Source organism: Microbacterium sp. SCPM-O-B-15248 (M128) (genome assembly GCF_058214835.1).
The window spans coordinates 108,647-128,832 of the sequence record NZ_JBYQLI010000002.1 but is presented as its reverse complement, the minus strand read 5'-3'; the positions used below and the strand labels follow the sequence as shown (position 1 = coordinate 128,832).

The 20,186-nt window shown below is 71.3% G+C and carries 18 protein-coding genes; all 18 read left to right on the top strand.

All coding sequences use genetic code 11. From position 1 onward, the window contains the following. Positions 1-66 precede the first annotated feature (66 nt). On the top strand, positions 67-321 hold the full coding sequence (gene rpoZ, locus AC3E6M_RS03275) for a DNA-directed RNA polymerase subunit omega (RefSeq protein WP_055837405.1): 255 nt from the start codon (positions 67-69) through the stop codon (positions 319-321). A gap of 92 nt (positions 322-413) precedes the next feature. Beyond that, entirely contained in the window at positions 414-1,607 is a 1,194-nt protein-coding gene (gene metK, locus AC3E6M_RS03270) for a methionine adenosyltransferase (RefSeq protein ID WP_490529021.1), read from the top strand. A 99-nt stretch (positions 1,608-1,706) separates the two neighbouring features. Continuing rightward, positions 1,707-3,689, top strand: coding sequence for a primosomal protein N' family DNA-binding protein (locus AC3E6M_RS03265; RefSeq protein ID WP_490529020.1), 1,983 nt, complete (start codon positions 1,707-1,709; stop codon positions 3,687-3,689). A gap of 50 nt (positions 3,690-3,739) precedes the next feature. Further along, on the top strand, positions 3,740-4,657 hold the full coding sequence (gene fmt / locus AC3E6M_RS03260; protein WP_490529019.1) for a methionyl-tRNA formyltransferase: 918 nt from the start codon (positions 3,740-3,742) through the stop codon (positions 4,655-4,657). Continuing rightward, positions 4,654-6,027, top strand: a complete 1,374-nt coding sequence (locus tag AC3E6M_RS03255) for an RsmB/NOP family class I SAM-dependent RNA methyltransferase (RefSeq protein WP_490529018.1) — start codon at positions 4,654-4,656, stop codon at positions 6,025-6,027. The genes fmt and AC3E6M_RS03255 overlap by 4 nt, the downstream gene beginning before the upstream one ends. Positions 6,028-6,126: 99 nt before the next feature. Further along, positions 6,127-6,786 carry a ribulose-phosphate 3-epimerase gene (rpe, locus tag AC3E6M_RS03250; protein WP_138173875.1) on the top strand — a complete coding sequence of 220 codons (660 nt, stop codon included), beginning with the start codon at positions 6,127-6,129 and terminating at the stop codon, positions 6,784-6,786. A gap of 205 nt (positions 6,787-6,991) precedes the next feature. Beyond that, positions 6,992-7,255 (top strand): phosphoribosyl-ATP diphosphatase, encoded by a 264-nt coding sequence (locus AC3E6M_RS03245; protein ID WP_022877496.1) that lies wholly within the window; start codon positions 6,992-6,994, stop codon positions 7,253-7,255. A gap of 46 nt (positions 7,256-7,301) precedes the next feature. Then, the gene (gene hisG / locus AC3E6M_RS03240) at positions 7,302-8,144 is read left to right on the top strand and encodes an ATP phosphoribosyltransferase (RefSeq protein ID WP_138173877.1); all 843 of its coding nucleotides are present in this window, start codon (positions 7,302-7,304) and stop codon (positions 8,142-8,144) included. Further along, the gene (gene hisF, locus AC3E6M_RS03235; RefSeq protein ID WP_490529017.1) at positions 8,144-8,908 is read left to right on the top strand and encodes an imidazole glycerol phosphate synthase subunit HisF; all 765 of its coding nucleotides are present in this window, start codon (positions 8,144-8,146) and stop codon (positions 8,906-8,908) included. Before hisG ends, hisF begins: the two co-directional genes overlap by 1 nt. Beyond that, the gene (gene hisI / locus AC3E6M_RS03230) at positions 8,905-9,252 is read left to right on the top strand and encodes a phosphoribosyl-AMP cyclohydrolase (RefSeq protein WP_138173881.1); all 348 of its coding nucleotides are present in this window, start codon (positions 8,905-8,907) and stop codon (positions 9,250-9,252) included. The genes hisF and hisI overlap by 4 nt, the downstream gene beginning before the upstream one ends. Then, positions 9,252-9,839 carry a Trp biosynthesis-associated membrane protein gene (locus AC3E6M_RS03225; RefSeq protein WP_490529016.1) on the top strand — a complete coding sequence of 196 codons (588 nt, stop codon included), beginning with the start codon at positions 9,252-9,254 and terminating at the stop codon, positions 9,837-9,839. Before hisI ends, AC3E6M_RS03225 begins: the two co-directional genes overlap by 1 nt. A 108-nt stretch (positions 9,840-9,947) precedes the next feature. Continuing rightward, the gene (locus tag AC3E6M_RS03220) at positions 9,948-10,178 is read left to right on the top strand and encodes a DUF6704 family protein (protein WP_138173885.1); all 231 of its coding nucleotides are present in this window, start codon (positions 9,948-9,950) and stop codon (positions 10,176-10,178) included. 2 nt (positions 10,179-10,180) lie between these two features. Then, the gene (gene trpC / locus AC3E6M_RS03215; protein ID WP_138173887.1) at positions 10,181-10,957 is read left to right on the top strand and encodes an indole-3-glycerol phosphate synthase TrpC; all 777 of its coding nucleotides are present in this window, start codon (positions 10,181-10,183) and stop codon (positions 10,955-10,957) included. 5 nt (positions 10,958-10,962) lie between these two features. Further along, positions 10,963-12,288 carry a tryptophan synthase subunit beta gene (gene trpB, locus AC3E6M_RS03210; protein ID WP_252370921.1) on the top strand — a complete coding sequence of 442 codons (1,326 nt, stop codon included), beginning with the start codon at positions 10,963-10,965 and terminating at the stop codon, positions 12,286-12,288. Further along, entirely contained in the window at positions 12,285-13,076 is a 792-nt protein-coding gene (gene trpA / locus AC3E6M_RS03205) for a tryptophan synthase subunit alpha (protein ID WP_138173891.1), read from the top strand. Before trpB ends, trpA begins: the two co-directional genes overlap by 4 nt. Before the next feature lie 10 nt (positions 13,077-13,086). Next, positions 13,087-14,091, top strand: a complete 1,005-nt coding sequence (lgt, locus tag AC3E6M_RS03200; RefSeq protein WP_138173893.1) for a prolipoprotein diacylglyceryl transferase — start codon at positions 13,087-13,089, stop codon at positions 14,089-14,091. Between the two features lie 52 nt (positions 14,092-14,143). After that, on the top strand, positions 14,144-18,721 hold the full coding sequence (gene gltB / locus AC3E6M_RS03195) for a glutamate synthase large subunit (protein WP_490529015.1): 4,578 nt from the start codon (positions 14,144-14,146) through the stop codon (positions 18,719-18,721). Further along, on the top strand, positions 18,714-20,180 hold the full coding sequence (locus tag AC3E6M_RS03190; protein WP_138173897.1) for a glutamate synthase subunit beta: 1,467 nt from the start codon (positions 18,714-18,716) through the stop codon (positions 20,178-20,180). Before gltB ends, AC3E6M_RS03190 begins: the two co-directional genes overlap by 8 nt. Positions 20,181-20,186: the final 6 nt, after the last annotated feature.

Below are 20,186 nucleotides of genomic sequence, written 5' to 3'. Positions count from 1 at the left end.
ATACGAGGATGCTTCGGCGCCGGGAGCGCCGCATCCACCTCATCCCGCCGAACCAGGAGGTTCCCCATGGCCGGACGCGACAAGGGCATCATCGACCCGCCCATCGACGCACTGCTCGACAAGGTCGACTCGAAGTACCAGCTCGTGATCTACGCGTCCAAGCGTGCGCGTCAGATCAACGACTACTACTCCGATCTGCACGAGGGCAACCTCTTCGACAACGTGGGGCCGCTCGTCGACTCCACCGTCGAGGACAAGCCGCTCACGATCGCTCTGCACGAGATCCACGAGGACAAGCTGCGCCTTCGCGCCGCCGAGTGATCCGTTCACAGATGTGACGATGCCCCGGGCGGCTGTCCGCCGTCCGGGGCATACTTGTGCCCGTCCCCAGACCACCCTTCCCGGGAGATGCCTTGACCGACCTGCGCCTGTTCACGTCCGAGTCCGTCACCGAAGGACATCCCGACAAGATCTGCGACCAGATCTCCGACAGCATCCTCGACGCGATCATCTCCGAGGATCCGACGGGGCGCGTCGCCGTCGAGACGCTCGTGACGACGGGCCTCGTCCATGTCGCCGGTGAGGTCTCGACCAGCGCCTACGTCGAGATCCCCGCGATCGTGCGCGACGTCGTGAACCGCATCGGCTACAACTCGAGCGAGACGGGATTCGACGGGGAGTCGTGCGGAGTCAGCGTGTCCATCGGCGCGCAGTCCTCCGACATCGCCGCCGGCGTCAACAAGGCGTTCGAGCAGCGCGAGCGCGGCTCGATCGACCCCCGCGATCTGCAGGGCGCCGGCGACCAGGGCATCATGTTCGGCTTCGCCACGACCGAGACGCCGCAGCTCATGCCGATGGCCGCGTGGACGGCGCACCGCATCGCCGAGCGCCTCGCGACGGTCCGCCGCGACGGCACGCTGCCGTTCCTGCGCCCCGACGGCAAGACGCAGGTGACGCTCGGCTACGACGGGCACACGCCCCGCACGGTCGACTCCGTCGTCCTCTCGACGCAGCACCACCCCGACATCTCGCAGGAAGAGCTCCGCGCTCTCGTGCAGGCCGAGGTCATCGACCCGGTGCTGCGCGACACGGGTCTCGACCTGCCCGACGTGCAGTACTACATCAACCCCGCCGGCCCGTTCGTGATCGGCGGCCCGAAGGGCGACGCGGGACTGACCGGCCGCAAGATCATCATCGACACCTACGGCGGGGCGTCGCGCCACGGCGGCGGCGCCTTCAGCGGCAAGGATCCGTCCAAGGTCGACCGCTCGGCGGCGTACGCGATGCGCTGGGTCGCGAAGAACGCCGTCGCAGCGGGCCTGGCCGACCGTCTCGAGGTGCAGGTCGCGTACGCGATCGGCAAGGCGAACCCGGTGGGTCTGTACGTGGAGTCGTTCGGCACGGCGCACGTCGCCGACGACACCATCGTCCGCGCGATCCGCGACGTGTTCGACCTGCGCCCGAAGGCGATCATCGACCAGCTCGACCTGCTCCGTCCGATCTACGCGCAGACCGCGGCGTACGGCCACTTCGGTCGTGAACTGCCCGAGTTCACATGGGAGCGCACCGACCGCGTCGACGAGCTGCGCGCCGCCGCCGGTCTCTGACGTGGGGGCGCCCGCGCCGGGCGTGCACCGCAGCGCCGCACTCCTGGCATCCCTCCGGCCGCGTCACCGCGGCGGTGACGCCGTGCCCCGGCGGCGCACGTGAGCGCCCGGCGCGTGGCGCGGGTGCAGCTGGATTCGCCGGTGCCGCAGCTGGATCGGCTGTTCGACTACGCGGTGCCGCACCCGCTCGTGGGCGAGGTGGCCCCGGGCGTGCGGGTCAAGGTCCCACTGCGCTCGGCGGGCCGGATGATGGATGCCTTCGTGGTCGAGGTCGTGCCCGACGACGGCAGCGAGCGCCCGCTGTCGTCGGTGGAGGCGGTCGTCTCGCCGATGGCGGTGCTGCCGGAACGGCTGTACACGCTCGCCCGCCGAGTCGCGGATCGCGCCGCGGGGTCGGTGAGCGACATCCTGCGCCTGGCCGTGCCCAAGCGCATGGTGCGCGCCGAGAAGGCGTGGCTGGCCGCGCCCGCATCCACGGTTCCCGTCGTGCCGCCCGAGTCGCTCGCGCGCGCCGAGTCGCTGCTGACGCCCTACGCGGGCCTGATCGACGCCCTCGACGGCGGCGAGCGCGTCGCCGTCGACGCTCCTCCGCATCCCTCGGGCGACCTGCCGCGGGGGGCCTGGGCCGATCTGCTCGCGGCTGCGGCCGTGCGCACGCTCGCGCGGGGCAGGAGCGCGGTGCTCGTCGTGCCCGACTACCGCGACCAGGCACAGCTCATGGCGGCGCTGGCCGATCTGGTGCCGCCCGAGGCGATCGTGCGCGACGACGCAGATCAGTCGGGCCCGGCGCGGTACGCCCAGTTCTTGCGCACCCTGGCGCCCGTGCCCGTGATCGTCGTGGGACGGCGGTCGGCGGTGTACGCCCCCGCCCACGAGACCGGCCTGGTGGCGCTGTGGGACGACGGCGATTCGCTGCTGTCGGAGCCCCTGGCCCCCGGCGTGCATGCACGGGATGCCGCGCTCGTGCGGCAAGAGCTGGAGGGGTCGGCGCTCGTCTTCGCGGGGCACACCCGCACGACCGACGTGCAGCGTCTGGTCGAGGTCGGCTATGTGCGCGAGGCGGCGCCGAAGCGGCGGGTCAGTCCGCGCGTGGTGCTCAGTGCGACGCGCGAGGGGGAGCAGCGCACCGCCCGCGTGCCGTCGTCGGCGTTCGCCGCGGCGCGAGAGGCGTTGGCTCTGGGTCCTGTGCTCGTGCAGGTCGCCCGCCCGGGGTATGCCCCGTCGCTCGTGTGCGCGGACTGCCGTCGTCCGGCCCGGTGCGCCCACTGCGCCGGTCCGCTGCGCGCGGCCCGTCCGGGCGCGGTGCCCGTGTGCGCGTGGTGCGGGCGCAGCGCCCACGCCTGGACGTGCGGTCACTGCGGCTCGGTGAAGCTGCGCATGTCGTCGTCGGGAAGCGAGCGGACGGCGGACGAGCTGGGCCGGGCGTTCCCGAACACCCGCGTCATCATCGCCGACGGCGCGCACCCCGTGGCCGAAGTGGATGCCGCCCCGGCACTGGTGATCGCCACGCGCGGAGCCGAGCCGCTCGCGCGCGGCGGCTACCGCGCCGTGATCCTGCTCGACGGCGACCGCATGCTGCAGAACGAGGCGCTCCGCGTCGGCGAGCACTGCCTGCGCTGGTGGTCGAACGCGGCCGCTCTCGCCGCTCCCGGGGCGCCCGTGCACCTCGTCGGCGTGGCGGGTCCGGTGGCGCGGGCGCTCGCGACCTGGACGCAGCCGGCGTACGCGCGCGCCGAGCTGGCCGACCGCGCGCCGCTGCGCATGCCCCCGGCGGTGCGGGTCGCGAGCGTCGAGGGACACGCCCGCAGTGTCGACACGCTGCTGGCCGAGCTGCGCGAGAGCGTGCCCGATCTGGACGCCCTCGCCGTCCTCGGCCCCGTCGACACCTCGACGGCACCCGATGCACCGACCTCGCGCGCGCTGGTGCGCTTCGACTACGCCCACGGACGCGCCGTCGCCGAGGCCCTGCGGGCCGGGGTCATCGCCGACGCGCTGCGGGCACGCAAGTCGACGAAGGATCGCGGCCCGAGGCCTCGCAATACACTCAGAGTGCGGCTCGATCTTCCCGAGCCCGACCTCTGAGCGCCGCCGCCCCGGTCCCACCCACCCGCATCCGAAGCGTGAGGAGAACCATGCGCCTCGTCTTCGCCGGCACCCCCGCCGTCGCCGTCCCCTCTCTCCGTGCCCTGGCCGAGGGGCCGCACGAGATCGCCGCGGTCGTCAGCCGCACCGACGCCCCCCTGGGCCGCAAACGCGTGCTCACCCCGTCGCCCGTGGCCCAGGCCGCCGACGAGCTGGGCCTGCCGACGATCAAGGCCGACCGACTGGATGCCGAGGCCACCGGCCGCATCACCGCCCTGCGTCCCGAGCTCGGCGTGATCGTCGCGTACGGCGGGCTCGTGCGCGAGCCGCTGCTGTCGGCCCCGACGCACGGGTGGATCAACCTGCACTTCTCGCTCCTGCCGCGCTGGCGCGGCGCCGCTCCCGTGCAGCGGGCACTCATGGCCGGCGACCGCGAGACGGGAGCCGCCGTGTTCCAGTTGGTCGCCGAGCTGGATGCCGGCGACGTCTTCGCCGAGGAGCGCTACACGGTGCCCGAGAACGCCTCCGCGGGCGAGGTATTGGACGCCCTGGCCGAGATCGGCGCGCCGCTGCTGGCCCGCGTGGTCGACGGGATCGCCGCCGGCACGGCGGTCGCGGTGCCGCAGAGCGGCGAGCCCACCCTCGCACCGAAGCTCACTCTCGCCGACGGTGCCCTCGACTTCGCCCTGGACGCCGAGAGCCTCCTCGCGCGCATCGCGGGCGTCACCCCCGAGCCGGGGGCGCACACGACGTTCGAGGGCGCGCGGCTCAAGGTCCTGCGGGCCGCGGCGAGCGCGGCACCGCCCCTCCCGCCGGGGAGAGTCGTGGCATCCGGGCGCGAGATCCTGGTCGGCACGGCGACGACACCTCTCCGGCTCGAGTCGGTGCAGCCTGCGGGTAAAGGGGCGATGGACGCGGGCTCGTGGTTCCGCGGGCTGCGCACGAGCGAGCCGGTGCTCGGATCATGAGCGTCCAGGGAGCACGGGCGGTCGCCTTCGACGTGCTGCGGGCCGTCTCCGCCGACCAGGCGTACGCCAATCTGCTGCTGCCGCACGCGATCGAGCGGGCGAAGCTGGACGCCCAGGATGCCGGTCTCGCGACCGAGTTGACGTACGGCACGCTGCGACGGCGCGGCACGTACGACGCGATCATCGCGGCCGCGGCCGATCGCAGCGTCGACCGGATCGACCCTCCGGTGCTCGACGCGCTGCGTCTGGGCGTGCACCAGCTGCTGTCGACGCGGGTGGCCTCCCACGCGGCCGTCAACGAGTCGGTGGAGCTGGCGCGTCGCCACGGCGGTGGACGCGGTGCGGCGGGGTTCGCCAACGCCGTGCTGCGCCGGGTGTCGCGCGAGACGCCGGGGCACTGGATGGACCGCATCACCGAGGGCGCACGGAGCGACGACGAACGGCTGGGGCTGCAGAGCGCGCATCCCGTGTGGATCGTCCGGGCGCTGCGGCGCGCGCTGTCCGCCGAGGGACGGGCCGACGAACTGGACGCTCTCCTCGCCGCCGACAACGACGCTCCGCGGGTGGCGATGATCGCCCTTCCGGGGCTCGCCGAGATCCCGGACGACGCCCGGCCCGCCCGGTTCGCGCCGACCGCGTTCACCACCCGCGGCGGCGACCCCGAGGCGCTCATCCGTTCGTCGGGCGGGCGCATCCGCGTGCAGGACGAAGGATCGCAGCTCGCGGCCCTGGCCCTGAGCCGCTTCCGGCCCGTCGAGGCGGGGGAGCGGTGGCTCGACCTGTGCGCGGGTCCCGGCGGCAAGACGGCGCTCCTCGCGGCCGAGGCCCTCGCGGGCGGTGCGCGCCTGGATGCCAACGAGATCTCGCCCGCCCGGGCCGGGCTCGTGCGCCGGGCCGTGGCATCCGTCCCGCTCGAGGTCGAGGTGACCGAGGAAGACGGGCGCGACCGCGCGGCGCGGACCGCGGGGGAGTACGACCGCATCCTCGTCGACGCGCCGTGCACGGGGATCGGGGCTCTGCGCCGACGCCCCGAGGCGCGGTGGCGCAAGACGCCGTCCGACGTGCCCGACCTCACCGCGCTGCAGCTCGATCTCGTCCGTGCGGGTCTGGGCGCGTTGAAGCCCGGTGGAGTGCTCGCCTACGTGACGTGCTCTCCGCACCTCGCCGAGACCTCCGGTGTGCTCGCCGAGGTGCGCCGCGAGTTCGGCGACGCAGTGGAGGAGCTCGACGCCCGCGCGGTCGTGCGCGAGATCGCCGGTTCCGACATCGACCTCCCCGCGCAGTCGGACGGTTCGCTCCGCGCCCAACTGTGGCCCCACCGCCACGGCACCGACGCGATGTCGATCGCCCTCCTGCGCCGCGTGTCGTGACGCGTGAGGGGTCAAGATTTGTCGCCTGCGCGCAAGCCAAGCGACAGTTTCTGACCCCTCACGCGAGGGTGCGGCGGACCCGGCGCCGATAATGGAACCGTGCCCCGCATCAATCCGAGCATCCTCGCCGCCGACTTCGTGAACATGCAGGCGGAGCTCGCCCGCATCTCGGGGGCGGACTTCGTGCACGTCGACGTCATGGACAACCATTTCGTGCCGAACCTCACCTTCGGTCCGCAGATGGTCGGTCGCATCCAGGAGACGAGCCCCGTCCCGCTCGACGTGCACCTGATGATCGACGACCCCGACCGGTGGGCGCCGGAGTACGCCGAGCTGGGCGCGGCATCCGTCACCTTCCACCTCGAGGCCGCGGCGTCGCCCGTGGCTCTGGCTCGGCGGCTGCGCTCGATCGGGGCGCGCGCGGGCGTCGCCGTGAAGCCGGCGACCCCGGTGGAGAACCTGTTCGACGTGCTGAACGAGTTCGACCAGATCCTCGTGATGACGGTCGAGCCGGGTTTCGGCGGCCAGTCGTTCATGCCCGAGACGATGCCCAAGCTCCGCGCCCTCGCCGACGAGGCCCGTCGTCGCGGGTCGAGCGTGTGGTTGCAGGTCGACGGCGGCATCGGAGAGTCCACGATCGCCCAGGCCGCCGAAGCCGGGGCAGATACGTTCGTCGCCGGCTCCGCGGTCTTCGGCGCCGACGACCCCGACCGCGCGATCCAGGCGCTGCGCGCCTCCGCCGCCCGCCACCACCACTGATCCCGGCGCCTCCGCCGCGGCATCCGTCGCCCTCGCCGCGATAAACGCTTCCTGCACCGGGAAACGCTCGCAGCGCGCGTGTCTCAGTGCAGGATGCGTTTATCGCTCTCTTGACGCCCCGCCCGGCAGCCGCGCGCACACCGCCCGCACGCCCGCCGCCTGGCTCCCGGCATCCGGGGCACCGCCGACCCGATACCCTGGAAACGTGAAGACCTTCGACGACCTGTTCGCCGAGCTCAGCGCCAAGGCCGTCGAGCGCCCCGCCGGCTCCGGTACGGTGGCTCAGCTCGATGCCGGCGTGCACGCCATCGGCAAGAAGATCGTCGAGGAGGCCGCCGAAGTGTGGATGGCCGCCGAGTACGAGTCCGACGAGGCGGCAGCCGAAGAGATCTCGCAGCTGCTCTACCACCTCCAGACGCTCATGCTCGCGAAGGGCCTGACGCTCGCAGACGTCTACCGACATCTCTGAGCCGCTCCCGCACCCCCGACGCTCACCTCACACGAAAGCCCCCGTCATGCTGCGAATTGCCGTGCCGAACAAGGGGTCGCTCGCCGAGACCGCCGCCGAGATGCTCTCGGAGGCCGGTTACACCGGACGTCGCGACTCGAAAGACCTGTACACCGTCGACCCCGTCAACGAGGTCGAGTTCTTCTACCTCCGCCCGCGCGACATCGCGACCTACGTGGGCTCGGGCGCGCTCGACGTCGGCATCACCGGCCGCGACCTGCTGCTGGACGCCCGCATGCCCGGCGCCCGCGAGGTCGAGTCGCTCGGCTTCGCCGGCTCCACCTTCCGCTTCGCCGGACGCCCCGGCCGCTTCTCCGACGTCGACGACCTGCAGGGTCTGCGCGTCGCGACCGCCTACCCGGGCCTGGTCGACGCGTTCCTCGACGAGCGCGGCGTGGCCGTCGACATCGTGCCGCTCGACGGCGCGGTCGAGTCCGCCGTGCAGCTGGGCGTGGCGGATGCCGTGGCCGACGTGGTCTCGACCGGCACGACGCTGCGACAGGCGGGGCTCGAGATCTTCGGGCCCGTCCTGCTCGAATCCGACGCCGTCCTCATCGCCGGACCGCAGGAGGTCGCGGGCACCGAGACGCTGCTGCGGCGTCTGCGCGGCGTGCTGGCGGCCCGGAAGTACGTGCTCGTCGACTACGACCTCCCCGCGGCCCTCATCGATCGAGCGATCGCGGTGGCCCCGGGCCTGGAGTCGCCCACGATCTCGCCGCTGCGCGACCCCGAGTGGGTGGCCGTCCGGGTCATGAGCCCGCGCCGCGACGTCAACCGCGTGATGGACGAGCTCTACGCCATCGGTGCCCGGGCGATCCTGGTGACCGAGATCCTCGCCGCGAGGCTCTGATGACGCTCGCCCGCCGCATCATCCCCTGCCTCGACGTGGCCGCCGGTCGCGTCGTGAAGGGTGTGAACTTCCTGGATCTGCGCGACATGGGCGACCCGGTCGAGCTCGCCAAGGTCTACTTCGACCAGGGCGCCGACGAGATCACGTTCCTCGACGTCACCGCGACGGTCGACGAGCGCGCCACGACGTACGACGTCGTCCGCCGCACGGCGGAGCAGGTGTTCATCCCGCTCACCGTCGGCGGCGGAGTCCGCTCCACCGACGACGTGGCCCGCCTGCTCTCGGTCGGCGCCGACAAGATCGGCGTCAACTCCGCCGCGATCGCCCGACCGGCACTGGTCGACGAGATCGCCGACCGCTTCGGCGCGCAGGTCATCGTGCTCTCGCTCGACGTGAAGCGCGCGGCATCCACTCCCTCCGGCTTCGTCGTGACGACGCACGGCGGACGCACCGAGACGACGCTCGACGCCCTCGAGTGGGCGCGCGAGGCCGTCGAACGCGGGGCCGGTGAGCTGCTGGTCAACTCCATCGACGCCGACGGCACGAAGCAGGGCTTCGACCTCGAGCTCGTCCGCCTGATGCGCCAGGTCGCCGCGGTCCCGGTGATCGCCTCGGGCGGCGCCGGCGCGCTGAAGCACTTCGCCCCGGCCGTCGAAGCCGGCGCGGACGCCGTGCTCGCGGCATCCGTCTTCCACTCCGGCCAGCTCACGGTCGGCCAGGTCAAGGACGCCATGGCGGCCGAGGGGATCGAGGTGCGCCGATGAACGTCACCGCGTTCGAACGCGTGAAGTACGACGCCCAGGGCCTCGTGACCGCGGTGGTCCAGCAGTTCGACACGCGCGAGGTGCTCATGGTCGGGTGGATGGATGCCGAAGCCCTCCGCCGCACGCTGACCTCCGGCCGCGTCACGTTCTGGTCGCGTTCACGTCAGGAGTACTGGCGCAAGGGCGACACGTCGGGCCACGTCCAGATCGTCCAGGGCGCACGTCTGGACTGCGACGGCGACACCCTGTTGATCGAGGTCGACCAGGTGGGTGCCGCGTGCCACACCGGCGACCACACGTGCTTCGACGCGACCGACCTCGAACCCGTCGTGGGGGAGCGGTGATGCGTCGAGCGCGTTCGCTCGCCGTCGTCGGGATGCTCCTGGCCGGAGCTCTCGGCGTCATCGCCTCGACCCAGACCTGGATCGATGTCACGCTCGCGGACGGCGCGCAGCAGACGCTCCCCGTGCCCGGGTCGGACGCCGTTCCGGTGCTGACCCCGCTGAGTCTCGCCGCGCTCGCGCTCGGGGCCGCGCTCTCGATCGTCGGTCCGGTGCTGCGCTACGTCCTGGGTGCCCTCGCTCTCGCGATCGCGGGGGTGGTCGGCGTCGCGACGGCCCAGGTCGTGCTGACGCTGCCGGTGTCGGCGACGGCCGCGACGGTCACCGACGCGACCGGTATCTCGGGAGTGGATGCCGTGGCCGACCTCGTCTCGTCGATGTCGCTGACTCCGTGGCCCGTGGTGACGCTGCTCGCGCAGCTGCTCCTCGCGGCGGCGGCCGTGTTCACTCTGGTCTCGGCGCGGCGGTGGCGGGGGAGCGCCGACCGGAAGTACCGCACCGCCACCGACGCTCCCGCCGACGGGTCGCGTCCGCACGACGCGATCGATTCGTGGGACGACCTCTCCCGCGGCGACGACCCGACGGCGTGAGTCGCGTCTTCGGTCGACGTCGAGACGTCGGCGCGGGCCCGACCCGCCCGTTTCGATAGACTGGATGCACGCTGTCACCCGCGCCCGCGCGCGACTCGAAGGAGCCCCATGAGCAACCCCATCGGCGATCCCGGCCACGGACACTCGCCCGCAGCCTGGACGGCCGTGATCATCATGCTCGCCGCGATCACGCTCGGCACGCTGTTCTTCTGGTTCGATCTCCCGGTTCTCGTGTGGGCCTCGGTCGGTCTGCTCATCGTGGGCGCGATCGTCGGGTGGGCCATGTCGAAGGCCGGTTACGGCGCCACAGGCGACAAGTACCAGTCGAAGGCGCACTGACCGTGCTGGCCGATCTGACGGCCGGAGCGGTAGAGGACGCCGAACGGCGCGCCCAGGCGCGTCCGCTGGCCGCCGTCGAGCGCGACGCTCTCGCGCAGACTCCCGCGCGCGATGCGCTGGCGATGCTGGCGCCCGCTGACCGGGTGAAGATCATCGCCGAGGTCAAGCGCGCGAGCCCGTCCCGCGGCGATCTCGCGGCGATCCCCGATCCCGCCCGCCAGGCACGCCTCTACGAAGAGGGCGGTGCCTCGGCGATCTCGGTGCTGACCGAGGGCCGCAAGTTCAAGGGCAGCCTCGCCGACCTCGAGGCCGTGCGCGCCGCGGTGTCGGTGCCGGTGCTGCGCAAGGACTTCCTCGCCACCGCGTACCAGGTGCTCGAGGCCCGCGCGTCGGGCGCCGACCTGGTCCTGCTCATCGTCGCAGCCCTCGACCAGAAGACCCTGGCCGAGCTCTACGCCCTCACCCTCGACCTCGGCATGACCGCTCTCGTCGAGACCCACTCGGCCGACGAGCTCGCGCGCGCCGCCGACCTGGGCGCGAAGCTCATCGGCGTCAACGCCCGCAACCTCTCGACCTTCGAGCTCGACCGCGACCTGTTCGGTCGCCTCGCCGACTCGTTCCCCGCCGATGCGATCAAGATCGCCGAGTCGGCCGTCCTCGCCCCCGCGGACGTCGCGCACTACCGGTCCGCCGGCGCCGACGTCGTCCTCGTGGGCGAAGCACTCGTAACCGGGGACCCGGTCGCGACCCTGCGCGCCTTCCTCCAGGAGACCCCATGACCACCGTGAGCCTGCGCGACCAGAAGGGACCGTTCTTCGGTGACTTCGGCGGCCGCTACATGCCCGAATCGCTGATCGCCGCGATCGACGAGCTCACGGCGGTGTGGGAGTCGGCGATGGCCGACCCCGCGTTCCTCGAAGAGCTGCGCGTGCTCCTGCACGACTACGCCGGCCGGCCGTCGGTGCTCACCGAGGTTCCGCGCTTCGCCGAGCACGCGGGCGGGGCCCGCATCTTCCTCAAGCGCGAAGACCTCAACCACACCGGCTCGCACAAGATCAACAACGTGCTCGGGCAGGCGTTGCTGACCAAGCGCCTCGGCAAGACGCGTGTGATCGCCGAGACCGGCGCCGGCCAGCACGGCGTCGCCACCGCCACGGCGGCGGCCCTGTTCGGCCTCGACTGCGTCGTCTACATGGGCGAGGTCGACACCGAGCGCCAGGCCCTCAACGTCGCCCGCATGCGCCTCCTCGGCGCCGAGGTGATCCCGGTCACGACCGGCTCGCGCACCCTGAAGGATGCCATCAACGAGGCGTACCGCGACTGGGTGTCCACGGTCGAGACCACGAACTACATCTTCGGCACCGCCGCCGGACCCCACCCGTTCCCGGCGATGGTCCGCGACTTCCAGAAGGTCATCGGCGAAGAGACGCGCGCGCAGTTCCTCGAGCGTCTCGGGCGCCTCCCCGACGCGGTCTTCGCGTGCGTCGGCGGCGGGTCGAACGCGATCGGCATGTTCGACGCGTTCCTCGACGACGAGGGCGTCGCGCTCTACGGCGTCGAGGCGGCCGGAGACGGCGTCGACACCCCCCACCACGCGGCGTCGATCGAGCGCGGGCGCCCCGGCGTGCTGCACGGCGCGCGCACCTACGTGCTGCAGGACGAGGACGGCCAGACCACCGAGTCGCACTCGATCTCGGCGGGTCTCGACTACCCCGGCGTCGGGCCCGAGCACGCGTGGCTGGCCGACATCGGCCGCGCGCAGTACATCCCCGCGACCGACGACGAAGCGATGCAAGCCCTGCGGCTCCTCTCGCGCACCGAAGGGATCATCCCCGCGATCGAGTCCGCCCACGCCCTCGCCGGAGCCCTGCGCATCGGTCGCGAGCTGGGTCCGGATGCCATCATCGCGGTGAACCTCTCGGGTCGCGGCGACAAGGACATGGACACCGCCGCGCGGTACTTCGACCTCTATGACGCCGAGCACGCTCCCGAGGCATCCGGCGCCGCGTCCCCGACGCACGCGGCCGAGAAGGTCGCCGATGCGCCCGGCTCGCCCGTCGACGTGCAGGCCGCGCCCGAGGCCGCGAGCGGTGCGGGGGTCGAGCTGTGACCTCGCGCGTCTCGGCGGCGATCGACGCCGCCCACGCGGCCGGCCGCGGCGCCCTGGTGGGCTACCTGCCCGCCGGGTTTCCCGACGTGGCGACGAGCATCGAGGCCGCGGTGGCCCTGGCGGAGTCCGGCGTCGACGTGATCGAGCTGGGCCCGCCCTACAGCGACCCCGTGATGGACGGCCTCGTCATCCAAGAAGCCACGCAGACGGCCCTCACCAACGGCTTCCGTATGCGCGACCTCTTCACGATCATCCGCGAGGTCACCGCGCGCACCGACGTGCCGGTGCTCGTCATGACGTACTGGAACCTCGTCGAGCAGTACGGCATCGACCGTTACGCCGACGACCTCGTGGCCTCCGGCGGAGCGGGCCTCATCACGCCCGACATCACGCCCGATGCCGCGGCGGCATGGATCGCCGTGAGCGAGCGATCGGGTCTCGACCGCGTGTTCCTCGCGGCCCCGACCTCCACCGACGCACGCCTCGAGATGATCGTGGGCGCCTCGACCGGTTTCGTCTACACGGTCTCGACGATGGGGATCACGGGGGAGCGGACCCAGCTGGATGCCGCGGCCCGCGGCCTCGTCGCACGTCTGCGCGCGCACGGCGCCGCCCACGCGTGCGTCGGCATCGGGATCTCCAACGCCGAGCAGGTCGCCGGGGTCATCGAGTACGCCGACGGAGCCATCGTGGGCACCGCGTTGGTCAAGGCGCTGCGCGACGGCGGCGTCGAGGCGCTGCGCGCCCTCGCGCGCGAGCTGTCCGCGGGCACCGTGCGGCGCGCCTAGACTCGTCTGCATGACGTTCGCCCTCTCGAGCGCCGCTTCCGGCGTGCTCGCCAGCATCCCGAGCCCCTCGATCTCCTACATCGATCTCGGGCCGCTGCGCATCCACTTCTATGCCCTGTGCATCGTCGCGGGCATCATCGTGGCCGTGTTCCTCACGAACGCGCGCCTGACCCGACGCGGGGCCGAGAAGTGGGTCGTCATCGACATCTGCCTCCTGGCGGTGCCGCTCGCGATCATCGTCGCGCGCATCTACCACGTCGTCACGCACCTCGGCTTCTACTTCGGGCCGGGGTCGAACCCGTGGAACATCACCCAGCCCGGCTCCGTGTGGGCCATCTGGGAGGGCGGCATCGCGATCTACGGCGCGCTGATCGGTGGCGCGGTGGGCGCGTACCTCGGCTGCAAGTGGACCGGCATCCGGTTCTGGACCTTCGCCGACGCGCTGGCTCCGGGCCTCATCATCGCGCAGGCCATGGGCCGTTTCGGCAACTGGTTCAACCAGGAGCTGTTCGGTCAGCCCACCGACCTCCCGTGGGGCCTCGAGATCGCCCCGGGCAACTCCGCGATCCCCGTCGGACTGCCAGCCGGCACCCTTTTCCAGCCGACTTTCCTCTACGAAGTCATCTGGAACCTGCTCGGTGCCGCGGTGATCCTGTGGGTCGGCAAGAAGTTCACACTGCAGTGGGGCAAGCAGTTCGCGATCTACCTCATCTGGTACAGCGCCGGCCGCACCGTGTGGGAATCCATCCGGATCGACCCCAGCGACATCATCCTGGGCCTGCGCACGAACGTCTGGGCCGCCATCTTCGGTGTCGTGCTCGGCCTGGTCATCTTCGTCGTCCAGTCGCGCCGGCACCACGGTCTCGAGCCCTCGCCGTACGTCCCCGGGCGCGAGTCGAAGGCTCCGGGCGCTGTAGACTCAACCGACCCCTCTGACTTCGTCGATGTGAGCGAACCGCCCGCGACGAACGACACCGTCGGCACCAGCGCCACAAGCAGCCCCGCCACGAAGTAACCCCCTGGGCCGACGTCGTCCCATTCGCAGCATCAACATGAGGACGGTTGGTATGGCTTCGAGCTCCCGTTCCGGCGCCGTCGGCGGCGCTTTCCCCGCCCGGCAGGGCATGTACGACCCGGCGTTCGAAAAGGACGCCTGTGGCCTCGCCATGGTGGCGACGCTCCGTGGCGAGCCCGGACACGACATCATCGACCTGGCGCTGACGGCGCTGCGCAACCTCGAGCACCGCGGCGCCATCGGATCCGACGCCGGCACCGGTGACGGCGCGGGCATTCTCACGCAGATGCCCGACGCGTTCCTGCGCGCGGTCGTCGACTTCGACCTGCCGCCGGTGGGGGAGTACGCCGCGGGAATGGTGTTCCTGCCGCTCGGTCACGACGAGCGCGCCGCGCAGAAGGCGGGCATCGAAGAGATCGCCCGTCACGAGAACCTCGAAGTGCTCGGGTGGCGCGAGGTCCCCGTCGAGCCCGAGAACCTCGGCAAGCTCGCTTTCGAGGCGCGCCCCGCGTTCGAGCAGTTCTTCGTCGCGCGTCCCGCGGTGGGCGACCAGCCCGCGCTCTCGGGCATCGCGCTGGACCGCCGCGTGTTCCGGCTGCGCAAGCGCGCTCGTCACGAGCTCGACGCGTACTTCGTGTCGCTGTCCAGTCGCACGCTCGGGTACAAGGGCATGGTCACGACTCTGCAGCTCGAGCCCTTCTACCCCGACCTCCAGGACGAGCGGTTCGTCTCCGAACTCGCCGTGGTGCACTCCCGGTACTCCACGAACACGTTCCCGTCGTGGCCGCTCGCCCAGCCGCTGCGCATGCTCGCGCACAACGGCGAGATCAACACGGTCAAGGGCAACCGCAACTGGATGCGCGCGCGCCAGTCGCAGCTGGAGTCCGAGCTCATCGGCGACGTCCGTCCCCTGCTGCCCATCTGCACCGAGGGCGCGAGCGACTCGGCATCCTTCGACGAGGTGCTGGAGCTGCTGACCCTCACCGGTCGGAGCCTGCCGCACGCCATCATGATGATGGTGCCCGAGGCCTACGAGAAGCAGGCGACGATCGACCCCGACCTGCGGGCCTTCTACGACTACCACTCCATGCAGATGGAGCCCTGGGACGGCCCCGCCGCCCTCATCTTCACCGACGGCACGCTGGTGGGCGCGACCCTCGACCGCAACGGTCTGCGACCGGGCCGGTGGACCGAGACGACCGACGGACTCGTGGTCATCGGGTCCGAGACCGGTGTGCTCGATTTCGCTCCCGACCGCATCAAGCGGCGCGGCCGCCTGCAGCCCGGACGCATGTTCCTCGTCGACACGGCCCAGGGCCGCATCGTCGAGGACGAGGAGATCAAGAAGCAGCTCGCGACGCTCGAGCCGTGGCAGGAGTGGCTCGACGCGGGCCGCGTCCGTCTGTCGGAACTGCCCGAGCGTGAGCACATCGTCCACCCGATCGCCTCGATCACCCGCCGCCAGCGGACCTTCGGCTACACCGAAGAAGAGGTGCGCATCCTGCTGACCCCGATGGGGCAGAACGGTGCCGAGCCCCTCGGCGCGATGGGCAGCGACGCTCCCGTCGCGGTGCTGAGCGAGCGCCCGCGGCTGCTGTTCGACTACTTCACCCAGCAGTTCGCGCAGGTCACCAACCCGCCGCTGGACTCGATCCGCGAAGAGGTCGTGACTTCGCTGTCGCTGGGTCTCGGCCCCGAGCGCAACCTCCTCGACTGGGGTCCCGAGCACACGCGCACCGTGACCCTGGACTTCCCGGTCATCGACAACGACGAGCTCGCCAAGATCCAGCACATCGACACCGCCCTGCCGGGGCGCTCGTCGGTCACGATCCGCGGCCTGTACCGCGTCGAGGCCGGCCACAAGGGCATGCAGAAGCGCATCGCGCAGATGTGCTCCGAGGTCGACCACGCGATCGAGGACGGCGCCGAGTTCATCGTGCTCAGCGACCGCGACTCGAACAAGGACCTCGCGCCCATCCCGTCGCTGCTCATGCTCGCCGCGGTGCACCACCATCTCATCCGCAAAGAGACCCGTATGAAGGTCGGTCTCGTGGTCGAGGCCGGTGACGTGCGCGAGGTGCACCACGTGGCGACCCTCATCGGGTACGGCGCCTCGGCGGTCAACCCGTACCTGGCGATGGAGACCGTCGAGTACCTCGTGCGCGCCGGCTTCATCACCGGTGTCACGCCCGAAAAGGCCGTGAAGAACCTGATCTACGCGCTCGGCAAGGGCGTGCTGAAGATCATGTCGAAGATGGGCATCTCGACCGTGTCCTCGTACGCGGGCGCCCAGGTCTTCGAGGCCGTCGGGCTCTCGCGCGAGTTCGTGGAGGCCTACTTCACCGGCACCGAGAGCAAGCTTGGCGGCGTGGGGCTCGACGTCATCGCGGCCGAGAACGCGGCCCGGCACGAGTACGCGTACCCCGAGGACGCTGCGGCTCGGGCACACGAGCGCCTGTGGACCGGAGGCGAGTACCAGTGGCGTCGCGACGGGGCACCGCACCTGTTCAACCCCGACACGGTGTTCCGTCTGCAGCACGCCACGCGCGAGCGCCGGTACGACATCTTCCGCGAGTACACGAAGCTCATCGACGACCAGGCGCACGAGCTGAAGACGCTGCGTGGTCTGTTCTCGCTGCGCACCGGCCAGCGCCCGCCCGTGGCCATCGACGAGGTCGAGCCGGTCTCGGCGATCGTGAAGCGCTTCTCCACCGGCGCGATGAGCTACGGCTCCATCTCGCAAGAGGCCCACGAGGTCCTCGCGGTGGCGATGAACCGCATCGGCGGCAAGTCGAACACCGGCGAGGGCGGCGAGGACGTCGACCGTCTGCTCGACCCCGAGCGGCGCAGCGCCATCAAGCAGGTGGCATCCGGCCGATTCGGTGTCACGAGCCTGTACCTGACCGAGGCCGACGACATCCAGATCAAGCTCGCCCAGGGCGCCAAGCCCGGCGAGGGCGGTCAGCTGCCGCCGACCAAGGTATACCCGTGGGTGGCGCGCACGCGCCACGCGACCGCGGGCGTCGGACTCATCTCGCCGCCTCCGCACCACGACATCTACTCGATCGAAGACCTCAAGCAGCTCATCTTCGACCTCAAGCGCGCCAATCCGTCGGCCCGCATCCACACGAAGCTCGTCAGCCAGTCGGGTATCGGTGCGGTCGCCGCGGGCGTGGCGAAGGCCCTGAGCGACGTCATCCTCGTCTCCGGACAAGACGGCGGCACCGGCGCGAGCCCGATGAACTCGCTCAAGCACGCCGGCACGCCGTGGGAGCTGGGTCTGGCCGAGACGCAGCAGACGCTCATGCTCAACGGCATGCGCGACCGCGTCGTGGTGCAGGTCGACGGTCAGATGAAGACCGGCCGCGACGTCATCATCGGCGCCTTGCTCGGTGCCGAGGAATTCGGTTTCGCCACCGCGCCGCTGGTGGTCTCGGGCTGCATCATGATGCGCGTGTGCCACCTCGACACGTGCCCCGTGGGTGTCGCGACCCAGAACCCCGTCCTGCGCGAGCGTTTCACCGGCAAGGCCGAGTACGTCGTGAACTTCATGGAGTTCATCGCTCAAGAGGTGCGCGAGTACCTCGCGGCCCTCGGCTACCGCTCGATCGATGAGATCGTGGGCCGCGCCGAGCTCCTCGACGTCAACGGCGCCGTGGAGCACTGGAAGGCGCGCGGGTTGAACCTCGCCCCGATCCTGGAGGGTCCGCGGTTCGCCGACGACGAGCCGCGCAAGCACGCCCGCAACCAGGACCACGAGCTCGAGGAGCACTTCGACGTGCAGCTCAACGAGCGCGCGCAGGACGTCGTCGCCCACGGCGGCCAGATCACGATCGAGCTCCCCGTGCGCAACACCGCGCGCGCCGTCGGAACGATGCTCGGCCACCACGTGACCAAGGCGCACGGCGAGCACGGTCTCCCCGACGGGGCGATCGACGTCCGACTGACCGGTTCGGCCGGGCAGTCGTTCGGCGCCTTCATGCCGTCGGGCATCACGCTGCGCCTCGAGGGCGACTCGAACGACTACGTGGGCAAGGGCCTCTCGGGCGGCAAGATCGTCGTCCGTCCGCCGCGCGGGTCCACGTTCGACGCGTCCGAGAACGTCATCGCCGGGAACGTCATCGGCTACGGCGCCACGCAGGGCCAGATGTTCCTGAACGGCGTCGTGGGCGAGCGGTTCCTCGTCCGCAACTCCGGCGCCACCGCCGTCGTCGAGGGCGTGGGCGACCACGCGCTCGAGTACATGACCGGTGGTCTCGCCGTGATCCTCGGCGCGACCGGCCGCAACCTCGGCGCGGGCATGTCCGGGGGCCAGGCCTACGTCTACAAGCTCGAGACCGACCTGGTCAACCGTGAGGCCGTGGCCTCCGGTGAGCTCGAACTCGGCCCCCTCGGATCGGGGGATGCCGAGATGCTGCGCGACCTGCTCGAGAAGCACGTCGCCGAGACCGATTCCACACTCGCCCGTCGTCTGCTCGCAGACTTCGAGGTCGAGGTGGAGAACTTCGTCCGGGTCCTGCCGCGCGACTACGCCGCGGTTCTGCAGACCCGCCAGGAAGCCGTCGCCGAGGGGCTCGACCCCGACAGCGCGGCCGTCTGGACGCGCATTCTGGAGGTGACGGGTGGCTGACCCGAAGGGCTTTCTGAAGACCACGCAGCGGGAGCTCCCGCCGCGTCGTCCCGTCCCCGTGCGGATCATGGACTGGAAAGAGGTGTACGAGCCGGGCGACCAGGCCGTCATCCGCCGCCAGGCCGGTCGCTGCATGGATTGCGGCATCCCGTTCTGTCATCAGGGCTGCCCGCTCGGGAACCTCATCCCGGAGTGGAACGACCTGACGTGGCGCGGCGAGGGCCGCTCCGCGATCGAACGCTTGCACGCGACGAACAACTTCCCGGAGTTCACCGGGCGGCTGTGCCCCGCTCCGTGCGAGAGCTCGTGCGTGCTCGGCATCAACCAGCCCGCCGTGACGATCAAGCAGGTCGAGGTCTCGATCATCGACGAGGCGTTCTCGAACGGCTGGGTCGAGCCCGAGCCGCCCGAGCGCCTCACCGGCAAGACGGTGGCCGTCGTCGGCTCCGGCCCCGCCGGCCTCGCCGCCGCCCAGCAGCTCACGCGCGCCGGCCACACCGTCGCCGTGTACGAGCGCGACGACCGGATCGGCGGACTGCTGCGCTACGGCATCCCGGACTTCAAGATGGAGAAGCGCCACCTCGAACTCCGTCTGCGTCAGATGCAGGCCGAGGGCACGCGCTTCCGCGCGGGCGTCGAGATCGGCACCGACATCTCGTGGAGCGACCTGCGCGCCCGCTACGACGCCGTCGTGGTGGCCACCGGGTCGACCGTCCCGCGCGACCTGGCGATTCCCGGCCGTGACCTCGACGGCGTCCACTACGCCATGGAGTACCTCGTCGAGGGCAACAAGGCCGTTGCGGGCGACCAGGTGCCGCAGCAGATCTCCGCCGAGGGCAAGCACGTCGTCGTCATCGGCGGTGGCGACACCGGCGCGGACTGCATCGGCACGGCCCACCGCCAGGGCGCGCTGAGCGTCACGAACCTCGCGATCGGCAAGCAACCGCCGTCCGAGCGTCCCGCCGAGCAGCCGTGGCCGATGATGCCGAACCTGTTCGAGATGGCCTCCGCGCACGAAGAGGGCGGGGAGCGGACCTTCCTGGCCTCGACCGTGGAGTTCCTCGGCAACGAGGCGGGCGAGGTGCGTGCTCTGCGCGTGGCCGAGACCGAGTACCTCGACGGTCGCCGCGTCCCCAAGAGCGGCACCGAGCGCGAGATCCCCGCCGACCTCGTGCTCATCGCGATGGGCTTCACGGGCCCCGAGCGCGAGCACCTCGAGCAGCAGCTCGGCGCGCAGTTCACCGCGCGCGGCAACGTCGAGCGCGACGCCACCTACGCCACGACCGCCCCGGGCGTGTTCGTGGCCGGTGACGCCGGGCGCGGCCAGTCGCTCATCGTGTGGGCGATCGCCGAGGGCCGCGCCGCGGCCGCCGAGGTCGACACCTTCCTGATGGGCGAGACGGTGCTGCCTGCACCCGTGCGTCCGACCGATGTCGCCATCGGCCTCTTGCCCGCCTAAGCTGGC

Bases quoted from the DNA above. Each gene is read 5' to 3' on its own strand.
- rpoZ (WP_055837405.1), top strand. From the start codon at position 67: ATGGCCGGACGCGACAAGGGCATCATCGACCCGCCCATCGACGCACTG.
- fmt (WP_490529019.1), top strand. From the start codon at position 3,740: ATGCGCCTCGTCTTCGCCGGCACCCCCGCCGTCGCCGTCCCCTCTCTC.
- AC3E6M_RS03255 (WP_490529018.1), top strand. From the start codon at position 4,654: ATGAGCGTCCAGGGAGCACGGGCGGTCGCCTTCGACGTGCTGCGGGCC.
- hisG (WP_138173877.1), top strand. From the start codon at position 7,302: ATGCTGCGAATTGCCGTGCCGAACAAGGGGTCGCTCGCCGAGACCGCC.
- hisF (WP_490529017.1), top strand. From the start codon at position 8,144: ATGACGCTCGCCCGCCGCATCATCCCCTGCCTCGACGTGGCCGCCGGT.
- hisI (WP_138173881.1), top strand. From the start codon at position 8,905: ATGAACGTCACCGCGTTCGAACGCGTGAAGTACGACGCCCAGGGCCTC.
- AC3E6M_RS03225 (WP_490529016.1), top strand. From the start codon at position 9,252: ATGCGTCGAGCGCGTTCGCTCGCCGTCGTCGGGATGCTCCTGGCCGGA.
- AC3E6M_RS03220 (WP_138173885.1), top strand. From the start codon at position 9,948: ATGAGCAACCCCATCGGCGATCCCGGCCACGGACACTCGCCCGCAGCC.
- lgt (WP_138173893.1), top strand. From the start codon at position 13,087: ATGACGTTCGCCCTCTCGAGCGCCGCTTCCGGCGTGCTCGCCAGCATC.
- gltB (WP_490529015.1), top strand. From the start codon at position 14,144: ATGGCTTCGAGCTCCCGTTCCGGCGCCGTCGGCGGCGCTTTCCCCGCC.